This window comes from Vibrio sp. 10N.286.51.C3 (assembly GCF_003050065.1).
GTDB lineage: Bacteria > Pseudomonadota > Gammaproteobacteria > Enterobacterales > Vibrionaceae > Vibrio > Vibrio crassostreae.
Window position 1 is genome coordinate 1 of the sequence record NZ_PIGC01000005.1, and the last position, 17,361, is coordinate 17,361.

A 17,361-nucleotide genomic window follows, 5' to 3' on the forward strand; every position below is an offset into this window, starting at 1 on the left:
GGTGGAGGGAGACGGATTCGAACCATCGAAGGCAGTGCCGGCAGATTTACAGTCTGCTCCCTTTGGCCACTCGGGAACCCCTCCAGGGTGTGTCTTACTCTTCACAAAGTAAGCCTAAATTGATGTTTTCCCATAAGCCCATCAACTAGGTCGTTCTCTTAACTCTCAAAGGAGGTAAGAAGAATATGGTGGAGGGAGACGGATTCGAACCATCGAAGGCAGTGCCGGCAGATTTACAGTCTGCTCCCTTTGGCCACTCGGGAACCCCTCCAGGGTGATTTTTCCTAACTCATAATGGATAGGCTAAAGAGATGTTTTTCCCAACGCATCTCTCAAGTGCGGAGCGCATCATAGCAAACACGCTAAACCTGTAAAGGGTTTTTCTTATGGTTTTGTGTTAAATGCTGCCTTTTTGGGCAAAGATGGCGAAAAGTACGCATATTGCTCGTGAAGTGAACATCTGTACTAAGGTTTACGTACTGATAGATAACACCTTGAGGTAATTGGCTTTCTGTATTCTATTCATTGTGTCTAGAACGTGATGAAACGTAAATGGAATTTAATCTAGATTTACACTTCTTGACGTTACAGCATTCATCAGTTGATAGAATACGGTTAATTTCATTTATAGATAATAATACCAATCGTAGTAAGTAACTTGTCATTCTAGCTTGTTAAAATGCTCGATAACTGCGTTAGAATTTTTGATTGTAGGATAACTACTTATCTAAAATGCTGCCTTGTTCTCAAGCCTTTTCCCTACGCTATTTTTGACCACTGACTCACTGTGATTGGTATAAACCTTACTTGCAGACCATTATTATGAAGCATAAATCTGTTTTAACCCTGCTTAGCTTGTCTATTCTTTTGGCGTCTCCAGCCGCACTTGCTAAACGTATGGGCCCTAGCACTGTCACTGTTGTTACTGAGCAAGTTGATATCCACCAAGTTAGTCAATCTCTTTCTTTGGTCGGTAAGTTAGAAGCTGAGCAATCTGTCATGATTACTTCTGAAGTGGCTGGCAGAGTGGACTCTATCAACATCAAGGCCAATCAAGATGTCACCAAAGGGCAGATGTTGGTCCAGCTCGACGATGATAAAGCGAAAGCGGCGGTTGCAGAGGCGCAAGCGTATTTAAAAGACGAGAAACGTAAGCTAGCGGAATTCCAACGACTAGTGAAACGCAACGCGATCACGCAAACTGAAATTGACGCTCAGAAAACTAATGTAGAGATCGCCAATGCTCGCCTAGCTGCTGCGAATGCTAATCTTAAAGACTTACACATTAGCGCGCCTTTTTCTGGCACGGTCGGCTTTATCGACTTTAGCCGCGGTAAAATGGTGACAGCAGGTACTGAACTAGTGACCTTAGATGACCTTTCAGTAATGCAGTTAGACCTCCAGATCCCTGAGCGTTATCTTTCCAAGCTATCTAAAGGCATGAAAGTGACGGCTCGCACCAGTGCATGGGGAGATACTCAGTTCACTGGCACTGTAGTGGGCATTGATTCTCGTATTAACGCTGAAACCTTGAACCTTCGAGTTCGAATTAATTTCGATAACAACAACGATTACCTAAAGCCGGGCATGCTGGTGTCGGCAGCGATGGACTTCCCACCAGTTGAAGCGCCAATTATTCCAGTTCAAGCCTTAGAGTACTCAGGTACCAAACGTTTTGTTTATGTGGTTGGTGAAGATAACAAGGCGACGCGAACTGAAGTTTTCCTTGGTGCTCGTATCGACAACGAAGTTGTGATCGACAAAGGCATCGACATTGGTCAGAAAATTGTAGTGCAGGGCATAGTGAATATGCGTGATGGTGTTTTGGTTCAAGAGCTTGCCGTCAATCGCCCAGCTGATGCAGCAAGTGAAAAAAAAGCACAAGAAGGCGCTAACTAATGTTGTTATCTGATGTTTCTGTAAAGAGACCAGTAGCGGCTGTCGTATTGAGCCTACTATTGGTTGTGTTTGGTATTGTCTCTTTCAATAAGCTTGCGGTTCGTGAGATGCCAGATATTGAAAGCCCGGTGGTATCGATCAGTACTCGTTATGAGGGTGCTTCGGCTACCATCATTGAGAGCCAAATAACCTCCAACCTCGAAGATCAGTTATCCGGCATCAGTGGTATCGACGAGATCGAGTCCACTACCCGTAACGGTATGTCGCGTATCACGATTACTTTTGAGCTTGGTTACGATCTCAATACTGGTGTGAGTGATGTTCGTGATGCGGTAGCTCGTGCACAGCGCTCATTGCCAGATGAAGCCGACGACCCTATTGTTTATAAGAACAATGGTAGTGGTGAAGCCTCGGTCTACATCAACTTAAGTTCGACAGAGATGGATCGAACGCAGCTAACCGATTACACCGAACGTGTGTTGATCGACCGCTTTAGTTTGATCTCTGGTGTGAGCTCGGTGGATATCTCAGGTGGCTTGTACAAAGTAATGTACGTCAAGCTGAAACCTGCGCAAATGGCAGGGCGTGGGGTTACCACATCTGACATCACTTCTGCGTTAAACAATGAGAATATCGAAAGCCCAGGTGGTGAAGTACGTAACGATGCGATTGTGATGTCGGTTCGTACCGCTCGTTCTTACACTGAAGCGGAAGATTTTGAATACCTAGTCGTTAAACGCGCTTCTGACAACACGCCTATTTACCTTAAAGATGTCGCTGATGTTTACATTGGCGCAGAGAACGAAAACTCGACCTTTAAGAGTGACGGTGTTGTTAACGTCAGTATGGGTATTGTGCCTCAATCAGATGCAAACCCGCTTGAAGTAGCTGACCTAGTACATAAAGAAGTCGAAGCAATTCAAAAGTTCTTGCCAGATGGCACTCGTTTAGCTGTCGACTATGACTCAACAGTCTTCATCGATCGTTCTATCTCAGAGGTTTACAGCACGCTCTTTATCACGGGCGGCTTGGTTATCCTTGTGCTTTACATCTTTATTGGTCAAGCACGTGCAACACTTATTCCAGCGGTGACCGTACCTGTATCTCTGATCTCGTCGTTTATTGCGGCTTACTACTTCGGTTTCTCTATTAACCTGATTACTCTGATGGCACTTATCCTGTCGATTGGTTTGGTAGTAGATGATGCGATCGTGGTGGTTGAAAACATTTTCCACCACATTGAACGTGGTGAGTCACCACTGCTTGCTGCCTATAAAGGTACTCGTGAAGTAGGCTTCGCGGTAATCGCAACGACGCTTGTATTGGTGATGGTATTCCTACCAATCTCTTTCATGGATGGCATGGTTGGACTGTTGTTTACCGAGTTCTCTGTATTGCTCGCTATGTCGGTGATCTTCTCGTCGCTAGTTGCATTAACGTTAACGCCAGTATTAGGCAGTAAAATCCTAAAAGCGAACGTTAAACCAAACCGTTTTAATCTGTTTGTCGAGCGCGTATTTGGCAAGCTTGAGTCTGGATATCGCTCGGTATTGCGCCGTGCTCTAAATTGGCGTTGGGCAGCTCCAATTATCATTATCGCGTGTATGGGCGGTAGTTATGGCTTGATGCAACAAGTGCCGTCGCAACTGACGCCGCAAGAAGACCGTGGTGTTATCTTTGCGTTTGTTCGTGGTGCCGATGCAACCAGTTACAACCGTATGTCTGCCAACATGGACATCGTTGAAGAGCGTCTAATGCCATTGCTTGGTCAAGGTTTCTTGAAGTCATTCAGCATTCAATCACCAGCATTTGGTGGCAATGCCGGCGACCAAACGGGCTTCGTTATCATGATCCTCGAAGATTGGGACGAGCGTGACGTGACCGCGCAAGAAGCACTTAATGAAGTTCGTAAGTCACTAGCTGGTATTCCAGATGTGCGCGTATTCCCTTTCATGCCGGGCTTTAAAGGTGGTTCAAGTGAGCCAGTACAGTTCGTACTTGGCGGTTCTGATTACACTGAACTTCAAAAGTGGGCAGAGCTCTTAAAGCAAGCCGCTGAAGACTCTCCAATGATGGAAGGTGCGGACATCGATTACTCTGAGAAAACACCAGAACTATTGGTAACTGTAGACAAACAGCGTGCAGCAGAGCTAGGCGTTAGCGTTTCAGACATCTCAGATACCTTAGAAATCATGCTTGGCGGACGCAGTGAAACCACCTTCGTTGACCGTGGTGAAGAGTACGATGTTTACCTGCGTGGTGATGAGAACAGCTTCAACAACGCCAACGATTTAAGCCAAATCTACATGCGAACTCAGTCAGGCGAGCTAGTAACGCTTGATACACTGACACACATTGAAGAAGTGGCATCATCGATTCGTTTGTCGCACTACAACAAGCAAAAGTCGGTGACCATCAAAGCTAACCTAATGGAAGGTTACACACTGGGTGATGCTCTGGATTTCCTTGATGAGCAAGCGATTGAACAGCTACCGGGTGACATCTCTGTGAGCTACTCAGGTGAGTCTAAAGACTTCAAAGAGAACCAATCAAGCATCTTAGTGGTGTTTGCGTTAGCGATGTTAGTTGCGTACTTGGTACTTGCAGCGCAGTTTGAGAGCTTCATTAACCCGCTGGTGGTGATGTTCACCGTACCTATGGGCATCTTTGGTGGCTTCTTAGGTTTGGTGCTGATGAGTCAAGGCCTCAATGTCTACAGCCAGATTGGTATGATCATGTTGATCGGTATGGTAACCAAAAACGGTATCTTGATCGTTGAGTTTGCTAACCAACTTCGTGACCGTGGTATTGAGTTTGAAAAGGCGATCATTGATGCTTCGGCTCGACGCTTACGTCCAATCATGATGACGGCGTTTACCACACTAGCAGGTGCTATTCCATTGATTACTTCAACGGGCGCAGGCTATGAAAGCCGAGTCGCTGTGGGTACGGTTATCTTCTTCGGTATGGGCTTTGCGACACTGGTCACTCTGTTCGTAATCCCTGCGATGTACCGACTGATTTCTGGCTCAACACGCTCTCCGGGTCACGTCGAAGCGGTGCTCAATAAAGAGCTTAGCCATGACAACGTGGGAAGAACCAGTCACGGTTAATGAACACGAAATAGTGTAACAATATTGAAAAGCCTGCGTTTGCTCCTAGCGAATTGCAGGCTTTTTTTGTATAACAAACAGAGCTCAACGAACTAATACAATAAATCGAATAAAGGAAAGTAAAGTGGCTGAATTTAAATACAAAGATCTTTCTCAAGAAGAACAAGACAAGCTTGATGCAGCAACCTTTCGTCGCCTGCTAGCACACTTGGATGATAACAAAGATGTGCAGAACATCGACTTGATGATCTTGGCGGGTTTCTGCCGTAACTGTTTCAGCAAGTGGTACAAAGCAGAAGCTGAGCAACAAGGCCTAGACTTGGATATCGATGACGCTCGTGAGCGCATATATGGCATGACTTACGATGAGTGGAAACAAAACCATCAACCAAAAGCGACGCCTGAACAACTAGCGGCATTTGAAGCGAAGCAGAAGCCAGAGTAATTTGTTGTCGTTAGTGATTGATTAACAGAACAAAAAAAGAGCCCATCAAGGGCTCTTTTCAATTTTGGTGTCGGTGCTTACCCTGTGGTTAAGCCAACTCACCTGTTTGCGAGAAAGCTTCCAACTTCGCTGCGTAAGGCTGTAGGTCACCGATATTCAGATTTACCCACTCGTCATTGAAGTAAGTGTCTAGGTAACGTTCACCACTATCACATAGTAAAGTCACGATAGACCCTTTCTCGCCACGCGCTTTCATTTCACTGGCTAGCTGAAGCACACCGTACATGTTAGTACCGGTTGATGCGCCAACCTTGCGGCCAAGAATGTCAGATAACCAATGTGTCGTTGCGATACTTGCTGCGTCTGGGATTTTACGCATTTCGTCAACCACACCAGGAATGAAGCTTGGCTCTGCTCGTGGGCGACCAATGCCTTCAATCTTGCTGAACGTACTGCCTTTCACGTTCGCATTACCGGTTTGGAAGTATTCGTGGAATACAGAGTTCTCAGGGTCGACAACACAAAGCTTAGTTTCATGCTGTTGGTAGCGAATGAAGCGGCCGATAGTTGCAGAAGTACCGCCAGTACCTGGGCTCATTACTACCCAAGCTGGAACTGGGTGATCTTCCATCTGCATTTGATTGAAAATCGAGTTAGCGATGTTGTTGTTACCACGCCAGTCGGTTGCGCGCTCAGCGTAAGTAAATTGGTCCATGTAGTGACCATTCAGCTCTTCTGCTAAACGACGAGACTCATCGTAAATTTCATCTGAGCGGTCAACAAGATGCGCTTGGCCGCCGTAGAATTCAATCTGCTCAATTTTCTTCTTCGCTGTGCACTTTGGCATTACAGCAATAAACGGCAGGCCAAGTAGGCGAGCAAAGTACGCTTCAGATACCGCAGTGCTGCCCGATGAAGATTCAATGATCGTTGTTTCTGGACCAACCCAACCGTTACAGATAGCGTATAAAAACAGAGAACGTGCTAAACGGTGCTTTAAAGAGCCAGTAGGGTGTGTGCTTTCATCTTTAAGGTAAACATCAATGCCTTCGATACTTGGTAGATCGAGCTTAATAAGGTGCGTATCCGCTGAGCGTTGGTAATCGGCTTCAATTTTACGAATCGCGTTGTTAATCCATTGATGGTCAGTGCACATAAGCGTTCTCCTGATCGAGTGTAGGAATTCTTTGTAATTGGTATGGTTCTAATTTATCTATAATTTGAGAGAAAAACTTTGCCATATTTGCTTTGTTTTGCTTAAATTGTAGAAAATTATTCTCTTTAAATTCGATCTGGTGAAAGTGTGATAGATGCCGTAGACAAAAAAATATTAGGGTTACTGCAAGAAGATAGCACGCTGTCATTGAACGATATTTCTGAAGCGGTCAATCTCACCACAACGCCTTGTTGGAAAAGGCTTAAGCGCCTTGAAGAGAACGGCATTATTGAGAAAAGAGTCGCACTGCTGAACCCGGAAAAATTGGATCTTTCCTTTACCGCGTTCGTATTGGTGAAAACCAGTGATCATTCTCATGAGTGGTATGGTCGTTTTGTGAATACCGTGTCGGAATTTCCAGAAGTGATGGAGTTCTATCGCATGGCCGGCGAATATGATTATATGATGAAGGTTCAGGTTAAAGACATGAAGTGCTTTGATGATTTCTACAAGCGCTTGGTGAATAGTATTGATGGTATCTCTAATGTGACCTCGACATTTGCGATGGAACCATTGAAGTACACGACAGCATTGCCGCTTTAAGCTAAATCTAGCGTTACGCTAACTATTTCTCAGTTTAGATATTGCCTCAGCGATAAAGAAAAGGATTATTCATGTTTGCAAAAGTTTCGACTGCTATTCAGCTGGTGTTAGCTATCGCTATTTTTTACCTTGGCTACACTATCTATTCATTCACCAATAAAGTCGGTGAAATTGTCGATACCTATCCTCAGGTTATAGAGGATCTTTCAGTGCTTACTAAAGAGCTAAAAGTCGAAGAGTTTCTGATACTGGCGGAGCACGTCGACGAGTTGGCGCCACAGATGCTAAATACCGTCGAAGATGTTAGAAAGACGGTTGAGAAGGTGAACAAAACGGTAGCATCGGTCGACAGTAAAATCCCAGCTATCCTAGATGAAGTAAAAAACGTTCGAGTTGAAGTTGAGCAGGTGAGAACCGATGTGATCCCCCCAACGTTAACAGAATTAAAGAGATACCGCGTAGACGTAATGCCACCAATGCTCGCTGAAAGTAAGTCTTACCGCGAACAGACTATTCCTGTCATCGTCACTGAGTCTGAAATGCTACGAGCGGAAGTCCCTGGTATTTTGGCACAAGCTAATTTGTTAGCTGATAAGAGTAAAGAGCTCGCTCAGGGAGCCGCAGAGGGCGCGGTGAAAGGCGTAGTGTTATCGCCATTTAATTTACTTAGAGACGCTGGCGATGGCATCAAAACACGAGTGCAAGGTGAATTCGAGCCTACGCCAGAAGCTGAGTAGAGTTTATGGATTCGAAGTAACGACTTTTCGTTAATATTAAAAATAGAGGCTAGGTACTAAACCTAGCCTCTATTTTTTGTGCGTATTTTGGGCTTGTAAGAAGCGTTTATCCGTTACTTAGTAAAACGCATCACACCTTCTTGTACTGCCGTCGCTACGAGCTCACCTTTTTGGTTAAAGATCTCGCCGCGCACTAAGCCACGAGTGTTCGCCGCCGTTGGGCTTTCAATCGCATAAAGTAACCATTCGTCCATCTTGAACGGGCGGTGGAACCAGATTGAGTGGTCAATCGTCGCCACTTGGAAATTTGGTGTCATGATAGAGACTTCATGAGGATGAAGCGCCGTAACTAAGAACCCCCAATCCGATGCGTAAGCAAGTAGGTATTGATGAATTAATTGGTTGTCTGGCATCGCGCCATTTGCTCTTACCCAAAGGTACTGTTTCGCTTCCGTCTTCTTTGGGTTGAGTGGATTCACAACCGTCACCGGGCGCATCTCAATCGGCTTTTCGCCACAAAAGGTTTTGCGCAGTTTCTCTGGTAAGAATTCTGCAATGTGGCTCGCTAATTCAGTTTCTGAAGCAAAATTCTCTGGTCCAGGAATATCAGGCATTGCAATCTGGTGCTCAAAACCTGGCGCATCGCCATGATAAGAAGCGGTGAGATAGAAAATAGGGCGGCCATTTTGAATCGCTTTCACACGGCGCGTGCTAAAGCTGCGTCCATCTCTTAGGTTCTCAACATCGTAAATGATTGGCTTTTCAGGATCACCGGGAAATAGAAAATAACTGTGGAAAGAGTGAACACTACGGTCGTCTTGAACGGTATAACGAGCAGCAGAAAGCGCTTGTCCCAATACTTGACCGCCATATACCTGTGGTAGGCCTAAGTTCTCACTTTGCCCGCGGAACAGACCTTCTTCTAGTTTCTCTAACTGAAGTAAATTGAGTAATTCTTTTAAAGGTTGACTCATCGCCAGCATGCCTCTTGGTAAAATAGGTGTCAGATTATGGTGTTAATCATTTAGCTTAGTCAGATATCTGTCAATAAATCATAGGGTTTCGAGACAGAATATGAAAGCTCTCTTATAATTGCTGAGTAGATTTGCCGAGTCCGGCAAACATGTTGAGAGAAATTGAATATGAAAAAGGCTCTAATTCTTATTACGTCTTTAGTATCGTTTGGCCTACTTGTTGGTTGCCAAGCAACATCAGAAACGAATGCTTCTCAAGAAGTGGTTGCAGAGAACACTCAAGTGATTTCAGGAACAGTTAGCTACCGTGAAAGAATTGCATTGCCAGAGAATGCAGTAGTTACCGTTACGCTAGAAGATATCTCACTGGCTGACGCACCATCAACGGTTATCGCAACTCAAGAGTTCACTACTGATGGTAAGCAAGTACCGTTCGCATTCGAACTGAGCTACGACAACAACAAGATTAAAGCTAACCACCGCTACAACATGCGTGCGTCGATTCATGTCGATGGCAAACTGCGTTTCACAACTGACACGATTAAGTCAGTGATTACAGACGTAGAAAACACGCAACAAGCAGACCTACGCTTGGTTGGTGTTCGTTAATTAGAAATAGATGCCACTGTTAAGGCATCTTAATTAACGTCTTTCGATAAATGGCAGCTCTAGGGCTGCCATTTATATATTCTTAGTTTGATCTTTCCGGCATCACTCACTTCAACCCCTTCTTTAACCAAATGCCGCTTTTGTCGGTCGAATGAATCGCCCTTTAAAGAGATCTCTCCCTTGCTGTTTATCACTCGATACCAAGGCAGTTTGCTACCTTCTGGTAGGTTACCCAGCGCTTTACCAACATGGCGCGCATAGCCCGGAAATCCTGAAAAACGTGCTATGTCTCCATAAGTTGTTACTTTTCCATATGGAATTTGGTGAATCACAGCAAAGATTTGGCTCAAAAATTGGTCCATACTAAATGTTCCTAGTTCATAAATACCAATCACAGTAAGTAAGTGTTCAAAAATAGCGCAGGGAAAAAGCTTGAGAGCAAGGCAGATTTTTTTGATAAGTAGTTATTCTCCAATCAAAAAATCTAACGAGGTTATCGAGTTTTTTAACAAGCTAGGGTGACCAGTTAATTACTACGATTGGTATGGTACCACGGATCGGTAGAAGGAGAGGGCTATGGTATTTTCAACGTTTCAGTTCTTGATCACCACATTATTAGCGGTTGTTTGCGCGAGAGCAATCAGTTTAAGTGAGGGAGATATCCCGGTGCTTGCAATGGTAATTCCTGCCTTATGGATTTTACCGCAGGGGGGCATAGCTGGATTAGCTTTGCTTGTTTCCATGACTACTTATGGTCTAACCCTTCCTTTGCAGCCCATCACGCTGTCTGTCAGTGCGTGGGTACTATTCCCGCTATTGATGGTGGTCTTCTCAAGACGCAGTAGTTTGTCGGTCGTGATTATTTCTGGCTTGATCGTGACTACGTTGCAGGTTGGAATCATGGTCACGCAATCAGCAGGCAAGCTTGAAGGCGTCCCGTGGGTTACCACACTTCAAACCTTATCTATCATCGTAATTTGGTGGGCGGCAAATCACCTTAAGCCAGCCAGCCGACACAGCTGGTGGTCATTAGGCTTAATACTTCCATTATGGATAGCCGATTTACCTTATGCTGCTTTGGTGGCCTTGTGTATAACGGGCATCATGGCATCAATGGAAACGCTGACGCGCTTGAAAACGTTCCGCTGGAATAAACTATTATGTTGGACACTGCCAACGGTCGGTTTTGCGGCTCTGGTAATTACTCCAAGTATCGAAGTTCCAAGCCCTGTCTTTGTGGTGTGGTTGTGTCTATTAGGCACCGCGTGGATGACTGACTACATCATTCGTACAGAAGATAATGAAGACATCGATGTCTAGTACTTCAGCAATCCAAACTTTCCAAATGCAGGTAAATGGTGAATTTACCTGCGATTTTCTAGTGGTTTGAATAAAGGATAAGCACTTAGACCGTAATTGTTCAAAAATAGGGTGGAAGGGCTTGCAATGGTTGCTGTGATGCTTAATAATCCAATCACTCTTTGAGGCAAGCCTCTTAGAAAACGAATCTATGGGGGCCTGGTCCTCCCGCAACAATAGCTCGTGAACTCGGTCAGGCCTGGAAGGGAGCAGCCGCAGCGAGTGACTTGTGTGCCGGGATGTGGCTGGGTTCCCACCCTTTAAAAAAGCCGCTCTTCATGAGCGGCTTTTTGCTATCTGAAGCTTAATTTTATCTTGTTTATGACTAGAGGTGCGAAAATATCAGTTTTTGAGGAAACGGTTATAAACAAACAGCAACACGAATGCGCCAAGCGTTGCGGTTATAATACTACCGATGTTAATGCCGTCAGCACTGCCGAGGCCGATGAAGCTCCCTAAAAAACCACCAACAAAGGCACCAGCAATACCTAGAACCATGGTGGCGATCCATCCACCACCATCGTTGCCCGGCATTAGCCACTTAGCTAGCGCCCCTGCAATCAACCCAAGAATAATCCAAGATATAAACCCCATAACTTCTCCTTACTCATTATTGTGTTAGGTGCATGTCGTCACACATCTATGGTTACGTTTAAATCATAGACCATGAATCAAAACTCGATTTAACTAACTGATGACCATTGCGATGTAACCCAGAATAAGAACCAATACCGATGTTAAAGCGTAGGGCACAGGATAGCCGATCGCTGGCATGTCACTGTGACTGGCATCTTGTGCGCCTTTCATTGCAGGCGTACTGTTCCTGCCTCCGGCACAAGCACCAGCTAAAATTGCAGGATTCATTTTGCGGAAATATAAGCCGTACAACCAAGCTAATAAGGGGGGTACTAAAGCAGCTGTCACCCCGAGCAAAGCTATCTTGATGACAATGATGCCTTGAAAAGAGGCCAGTATTTTGGGGCCTACCGTCGCTGCCAATACAGCAACAAACAGATTTAGGCCGATGTCTTGTAGAAAGCTTCTTGCTCCCTCGCTCATAGGGCCGCCAAAACTTGGATTCCGCGTGCGTAGGAAGGAAAAAATGATCCCGGTGAGCATACAGCCTGCCGAGGTTCCCAATGCAAATGGAATACCTGCGACTGTGACACTTAAATGGCCGAAGACATAACCAATTAATAAAGAAACGGCGAGATAGAAGGTTTCTGTGACGGTACTCTCGACGATGGGTACACTGTTCAACTTAGTGGCTGTTTGTTCTACACACCACTGAGAGCCGGCAATTCGAACCACATCGCCAACTTCGATCTGGGTTTGTGGTAATAGAGGTTGCTGGTGGCCTTGTCTGAAGACTGCTTTAAAGTAAACACCAAAACCGACTTCGGAATGTAACTGCGCTATCGTTTTTCCTGCATGTTCGGACTTCCCAACGTGAATGTCCGCTACTTCGATATCGACATTTCTAGCTCGTGGTTCATCGACTTCATTTCCGATATCAGCTTCACCTTCCGCAATCAAGACGCGATATTCTCCGCGAATGCCAATGACATCATTTAACTCAAGCATTGGATTATCAGAAGCATCAATGACTTGCTCACCTCGAACCACTTTAAGCACGGCCGCATCAGGGAAGTTTCGATACAGCTCCTGCACTGAACGACCGACTAACTCTTGGTGTGTGACCTTATAAGAGCGAACATCAATGGGTAGAATGCCAACATCTGAGAACCCAAAGGTACTTGGGAGCTTCTCGTTGTCATCGCCAGTTGAGAACTCTGCTTCTGCTTCTTTACCTGCTTTGACGGGGTCAATTCCAAAGAGAGAAGGGAGGTATTTAATGAACAAGATGATGAGGACGGTCGACAGGACATAGCTTATCGCGTAACCCGCCGCGATATTGGCACTGACCTGATCAATGCTCATGCCTTCTGGTGGCGTAAATGCCCCAGAGCTGATTGCTGACTGCGCTACGCCCATTACTGCCGTCACTGTGTAACTGCCAGAAATGATGCCCGCGGCATAGCCGGGCTCAAGGCCCATGAGCTTGGCGCCGATGACAACAATCGCAAAATTGCTGAACACGACAATTAAACCAATGACGACGAAGTCGATGCCTCCTCTAGCAAGGCCGGAGAAAAATTGCGGTCCTACTTTCATCCCAATGGCGTACATGAACATCATTAAGAAAATGTCGGAGACCAATCCTGGTTCTTCAATTTTTAGTCCATAAACTGAGAAGGACGTCAGTGCTATACCAACGCCAACGATTAGGGTGCCAGCTGTTGTGCCTAAGCTCACACCTTTAAAAGTGAGTCGACCAAGTGGATAACCAATGGTGAGTGATAGAAAGAGAAATACAAACGGATTCACTGACAAGTAACTAAATAGAAAGGACATAATGTCACCTGCTAACTTGTTGATATAAGGGCAAGGAACCATCAAGGCTCCTTGCTTTAAGTAAGATGGGACAATTAGCTGTGATTAAAGTTACTCGACTCGTCAGCGTCGCTACCATTGACGACCGGGTGTTTGTCAAAGAAATCAACGCAGTGTTGTAAGTCGGAAATCAAAAGGTCAGCCATATCACGACTAAAACCATGACGAACTAAAATACGCATGATTACCAGATCTTCACGCTCGGCGGGCATCGCATAAGCGGCAATTTGCCAACCACGAGATCGGATGCGATCCGAAAGATCGTAGAGGTTAAAGCCTGGGGTTGCGCCATCTTTAATTGACCAACTCAAGGCCGGGATACCACCATGGCCATCGTAGATGATGTGAAATATACCCATCTTTTCGACTTCTTTGGCAAGGTAACGAGCCGTGTCATAACAAGCATCATGGATCTTACGGTAGCCCTCTTTACCAAGACGTAAAAAGTTATAGTATTGCGCAACGATTTGCCCCCCAGGGCGGGAGAAATTGAGCGCAAAGGTCGGCATGTTGCCACCGAGGTAGTTGACGTTGAAAATCAAGTCTTCATGCAGAGCATCCGCATCTCGCCAAACAACCCAGCCAACACCAAGTGGAGAAAGACCAAATTTATGCCCAGAAGCATTAATTGATTTGACCCTTGGCAAACGGAAATCCCACACTAAATCTGGGTCGCAGAATGGGGCGAGAAAGGCACCACTTGCACCATCAACGTGAATCGGAATATCTAATCCGGTCTCTTCTTGTAGTTTATCTAACGCTTCGTGTACCGCTTGTACTGGCTCGTATTGGCAAGTAAAGGTCACGCCTAGTGTCGGGACGACGCCAATCGTGTTCTCGTCACAACGTTTGATTACTTCCTCTGGGGTCATGATCAGACGATCACCTTGCATTGGGATTTCGCGAAGTTCAATGTCCCAGTAACGGGCAAATTTATGCCAACAAACCTGAACTGGACCACAAATAAGGTTAGGACGGTCAGTTGGCTTACCTTGCTTCTTCATTTTCTCACGCCAAGCCCATTTTAGCGCCATACCACCAAGCATTGCGGCTTCACTTGAGCCAGTTGTTGAACATCCCATTGGATTTTCAGCGTTAGGTGCATGCCAAAGATCGGCGAGCATATGTACACATCGAGATTCGATTTCTGCCGTTTGTGGGTATTCATCTTTATCGATCATGTTTTTGTCGATGCATTCATCCATCAATTTATGGACTTCGTCTTCGACCCATGTTTGACAGAAGGTCGCAAGGTTCTGCCGCGAATTGCCATCTAGCATTAGTTCATCATGCACGACTTGGTAAGCATGAGCGGGTGCATGCTCTTGCTCTGGGATTCGATACTTGGGCATAACAACGGAAAGATCTTTGGAAGAATAAACATCATCTAAGAGTGAACCACGAACAGTCGATTTTTTATGAAGAGGCATGGTGAATCCTTTATCTTATTGAATTTATTTTACTTATTGCCATTGAAACATCAGTAAATAGCAATATTGGCAGCTAAATAAACATAGCAGGATTTTATAAAAATTCAGCTTAAATAAGAGTCTGGTTGCTTATTTCACATTGTTTTATCTTGTTTTGTGCACGGTAAAACAAATATTTCAAAAGTACACTGTGTGGTGAAAAAACGGAGTTGTCATGATGAACTTTATATGAGTGTTAATGCTTATTTTTTAGTGTTGTAAGTTTTGGATATATAATTTTGGTGGCTGATTATAATTTGGTCATTCTACGATGTTAAATTTTTAATCCTCTTAATTCGCAGGCAACACAACGGCAGACGCTTCTTCCTCTGAATCTTCTTTGTCTTCTACTTGATCCGCAACCCAATCAATTGTCTTTGTTAGATAGAGCTTATTGGTTTCAGTATCACACCAACTCTTCGACAATCCTCTTCGATTAAACTCACTGCCAATGGCTGCCAATGTTTGGTTGCTCGAGCGCCCGTAATATAAGGTGTCGCATAGTTGTAGGTTCGACATTGATTGTGGGTATGTATTAACCGACGAGGAGTTCATGCTTAGTGCTTTGGATTGATTGTGCGTGCAGCCTGTAAGGCTTAAGAAAAAGATCAATGCTAAGGCTTTCTTCATAATATCTCTGAACAGTTGCCAATAGTTGGTGGGGATTATGAGCATGATTAAGTCACTGATTTGTCAATTCTTCGCCAAGTACCTAAACAGCATGACTTTGCTCGCAATTAGAGCGCGTTATTGAGTTGTTTAATTCCTCGGTCAAAAAGCGCATTAATCGCCAAATGCGCAATTTTGTACAAAAGCTGAAAGAGACTATAGAGTAGACTGATAAGTCGCTCGATAATCAACAGGCTTGGGAATTGTTATGGAGAACAAGAAACGCTCTAAAGAAAAGGCCGAATATAAGATAACGGAAGAGCTCGGCGGCCTTGAAATTCTTAATGCTGAATATGAAAAGCAGAACTTCTCACGCCATAGCCACGAGGGCTACACGCTGGGAGTCATCGAGCAGGGCGCTCAGCGTTTCTATCGAACGGGCGGACATCATATTGCGCCACAAGATGCGATTATTTTGGTCAATGCCGACGAAGTTCATAGCGGTCACTCTGCCACTGAAGGCGGTTGGGCGTATCGAGCCATGTATCCACTCCCAGAGCAACTTGCTAAGATCACTCAAGAGCTTAACCTACCCAATTACGGCGCGCCTTATTTCCCAAGAGCCGTTGTTGAAGACCCAGAGCTCGCCAATCAATTGAGGTTGGTCTTCAACACGATTGATGAATCCGACAATCGCCTGTTAAGAGAGACCTTGATGTATGGGATGTTGGTTAAGCTGATTAGCCGACATGGAAAATCGCCGCTTAACCCTCAACTCGATGGGAAAACTCAGCGGCAACTTGTCTTAGTGAAAGAGTTCTTAGATGACTTTCCACAAGCCGATGTGTCTCTAGAAGAACTCTCTAAACTGGCGGCTTTAAGCCCGTTTCATTTGGTACGCTCTTTTCAGAAAGAGTTTGGCCTTCCGCCGCATGCGTATCAGATCCAATCTCGATTAAGGCTTTCCCGTAAGTTATTGAAACAAGGGCATACCATTTCTGATACCGCGCAAGAGTGTGGTTTTCACGACCAAAGCCATTTTCATCGACACTTCAAAAAGGCCAATGGCTACACGCCGGGGCAATACATCAAAATGCTCTAAATCGGACACCTTAATTCGTTTGTGAAATCGAGCAAGTTTGTACAATCGAACCGACTCAACTCTTCTTACATTGAATAGCTAATGTGGGAGAGAAAAGAATTATATGGATAATGAAACAATGGATAGACGAACACAGTTATGGAAGGGCGTTTTAGCGGGAATGCCCTTGAGCATTGCGGTTATCCCTTGGGGAATTCTAGCGGGCTCATATGCGATAGATGCTGGGTTGAATCAGCTTCAAGCTCAAGCGATGTCGGCTATTTTATTTGCTGGCTCAGCGCAACTTGTCGCAGCGGGTATGTTCAAAGCGGGTATTGGTTTAGGGACCATGTTGTTGACCACACTGTTCATCACCTCAAGGCACTTTCTGTATAGCGTATCGATGCGAGACAAAATCAGTCATCTTCCTGCGCGTTGGCGTCTATTACTCGGATTTTGGCTCACCGACGAGCTGTTCGCGATTTGTAGTGGGCAGTCTCAGCAAGAGTTTAATCGTTGGTATGCCGCGGGTGTAGGTGGAGGTTTTTACCTTGTTTGGAATATCGCGAGCTTTGTTGGCATTGTCGCGGGAAGCCAAATCCCGTCACTCAATGAAATCGGTCTCGACTTCGCGGTAGCCGCGACGTTTATCGCGTTGGTTTTTCCACTAATCAGAACATTGCCTGTTGTCGTGTGTGTGGTGGTTTCACTGGTCACTTCGGTTGCCATGTCGGTTAACAATATTGATGGTGGGCTAATGATTGCAGCGATCGCTGGTATGTTAGCCGGCTTTTTCAGCGAATCATTCCAAGAGCGAACCAACGGTGACAAGACAATCGTGGAGGGGAAATAG

General features: G+C 45.2%; 16 protein-coding genes, 2 tRNA genes and 1 other RNA gene. 10 read left to right on the top strand and 9 right to left on the bottom strand.

Annotated features, from left to right (window positions below):
- Positions 1–2 precede the first annotated feature (2 nt).
- Positions 3–84 (bottom strand) — tRNA-Tyr (locus tag CWO27_RS06505).
- A gap of 102 nt (positions 85–186) precedes the next feature.
- Positions 187–271, bottom strand: a tRNA-Tyr gene (locus CWO27_RS06510).
- Between the two features lie 551 nt (positions 272–822).
- Here CWO27_RS06510 and CWO27_RS06515 point away from each other — a divergent pair.
- The 3 genes from CWO27_RS06515 to CWO27_RS06525 all read left to right on the top strand — a co-directional run bounded on the left by CWO27_RS06515 (position 823) and on the right by CWO27_RS06525 (position 5,457).
- Entirely contained in the window at positions 823–1,899 is a 1,077-nt protein-coding gene (locus CWO27_RS06515; RefSeq protein ID WP_107898721.1) for an efflux RND transporter periplasmic adaptor subunit, read from the top strand.
- On the top strand, positions 1,899–5,012 hold the full coding sequence (gene vexH / locus CWO27_RS06520; protein WP_102432883.1) for a vibriobactin export RND transporter permease subunit VexH: 3,114 nt from the start codon (positions 1,899–1,901) through the stop codon (positions 5,010–5,012). Before CWO27_RS06515 ends, vexH begins: the two co-directional genes overlap by 1 nt.
- A gap of 124 nt (positions 5,013–5,136) precedes the next feature.
- The gene (locus CWO27_RS06525; RefSeq protein WP_048658194.1) at positions 5,137–5,457 is read left to right on the top strand and encodes a DUF1244 domain-containing protein; all 321 of its coding nucleotides are present in this window, start codon (positions 5,137–5,139) and stop codon (positions 5,455–5,457) included.
- Between the two features lie 88 nt (positions 5,458–5,545).
- Here the strand turns inward: CWO27_RS06525 and CWO27_RS06530 are convergent, their stop codons facing one another.
- Positions 5,546–6,613, bottom strand: a complete 1,068-nt coding sequence (locus CWO27_RS06530; RefSeq protein WP_017064069.1) for a PLP-dependent cysteine synthase family protein — start codon at positions 6,611–6,613, stop codon at positions 5,546–5,548.
- A gap of 147 nt (positions 6,614–6,760) precedes the next feature.
- Here CWO27_RS06530 and CWO27_RS06535 point away from each other — a divergent pair, with 147 nt between their 5' ends.
- Together CWO27_RS06535 and CWO27_RS06540 are read left to right on the top strand one after the other, a co-directional pair.
- The gene (locus CWO27_RS06535; protein WP_017056968.1) at positions 6,761–7,216 is read left to right on the top strand and encodes an Lrp/AsnC family transcriptional regulator; all 456 of its coding nucleotides are present in this window, start codon (positions 6,761–6,763) and stop codon (positions 7,214–7,216) included.
- A 71-nt stretch (positions 7,217–7,287) separates the two neighbouring features.
- Positions 7,288–7,953, top strand: a complete 666-nt coding sequence (locus tag CWO27_RS06540; RefSeq protein ID WP_102432882.1) for a hypothetical protein — start codon at positions 7,288–7,290, stop codon at positions 7,951–7,953.
- Positions 7,954–8,066: 113 nt separating this feature from the next.
- Here the strand turns inward: CWO27_RS06540 and tesB are convergent, their stop codons facing one another.
- Positions 8,067–8,927 (bottom strand): acyl-CoA thioesterase II, encoded by an 861-nt coding sequence (gene tesB, locus CWO27_RS06545; protein WP_048664245.1) that lies wholly within the window; start codon positions 8,925–8,927, stop codon positions 8,067–8,069.
- A gap of 168 nt (positions 8,928–9,095) precedes the next feature.
- Between tesB and CWO27_RS06550 the strand changes: the two genes are divergently transcribed.
- On the top strand, positions 9,096–9,536 hold the full coding sequence (locus CWO27_RS06550; RefSeq protein WP_048664235.1) for a YbaY family lipoprotein: 441 nt from the start codon (positions 9,096–9,098) through the stop codon (positions 9,534–9,536).
- A gap of 59 nt (positions 9,537–9,595) precedes the next feature.
- Here CWO27_RS06550 and CWO27_RS06555 read toward each other — a convergent pair whose 3' ends face one another.
- Positions 9,596–9,898, bottom strand: a complete 303-nt coding sequence (locus CWO27_RS06555) for an MGMT family protein (RefSeq protein ID WP_048664234.1) — start codon at positions 9,896–9,898, stop codon at positions 9,596–9,598.
- Positions 9,899–10,112: 214 nt separating this feature from the next.
- Between CWO27_RS06555 and CWO27_RS06560 the strand changes: the two genes are divergently transcribed.
- Both CWO27_RS06560 and ffs read left to right on the top strand, forming a co-directional pair.
- On the top strand, positions 10,113–10,856 hold the full coding sequence (locus CWO27_RS06560; RefSeq protein WP_048664232.1) for a hypothetical protein: 744 nt from the start codon (positions 10,113–10,115) through the stop codon (positions 10,854–10,856).
- A gap of 196 nt (positions 10,857–11,052) precedes the next feature.
- An RNA gene (gene ffs / locus CWO27_RS06565) (signal recognition particle sRNA small type) lies at positions 11,053–11,149 on the top strand.
- Positions 11,150–11,237: 88 nt separating this feature from the next.
- On the opposite strand, the gene CWO27_RS06570 is transcribed toward ffs, so the two are convergent.
- The 4 genes from CWO27_RS06570 to CWO27_RS06585 form a co-directional block, all read right to left on the bottom strand.
- Entirely contained in the window at positions 11,238–11,489 is a 252-nt protein-coding gene (locus tag CWO27_RS06570) for a GlsB/YeaQ/YmgE family stress response membrane protein (protein WP_017105442.1), read from the bottom strand.
- A 93-nt stretch (positions 11,490–11,582) separates the two neighbouring features.
- On the bottom strand, positions 11,583–13,310 hold the full coding sequence (locus CWO27_RS06575) for an aspartate:alanine exchanger family transporter (RefSeq protein WP_107898801.1): 1,728 nt from the start codon (positions 13,308–13,310) through the stop codon (positions 11,583–11,585).
- A gap of 74 nt (positions 13,311–13,384) precedes the next feature.
- Positions 13,385–14,779, bottom strand: coding sequence for a glutamate decarboxylase (locus CWO27_RS06580; RefSeq protein ID WP_017105444.1), 1,395 nt, complete (start codon positions 14,777–14,779; stop codon positions 13,385–13,387).
- A 330-nt stretch (positions 14,780–15,109) separates the two neighbouring features.
- A complete protein-coding gene (locus CWO27_RS06585; RefSeq protein WP_102432881.1) occupies positions 15,110–15,448 on the bottom strand; it encodes a hypothetical protein in 339 nt (112 codons plus the stop codon).
- 247 nt (positions 15,449–15,695) lie between these two features.
- On the opposite strand from CWO27_RS06585, the gene CWO27_RS06590 reads away from it, so the two are divergent.
- Both CWO27_RS06590 and CWO27_RS06595 read left to right on the top strand, forming a co-directional pair.
- Positions 15,696–16,529 carry an AraC family transcriptional regulator gene (locus CWO27_RS06590; RefSeq protein WP_055320095.1) on the top strand — a complete coding sequence of 278 codons (834 nt, stop codon included), beginning with the start codon at positions 15,696–15,698 and terminating at the stop codon, positions 16,527–16,529.
- A gap of 103 nt (positions 16,530–16,632) precedes the next feature.
- Positions 16,633–17,361: an AzlC family ABC transporter permease gene (locus CWO27_RS06595; protein WP_048658202.1), complete on the top strand. Its 729-nt coding sequence runs from the start codon at positions 16,633–16,635 to the stop codon at positions 17,359–17,361.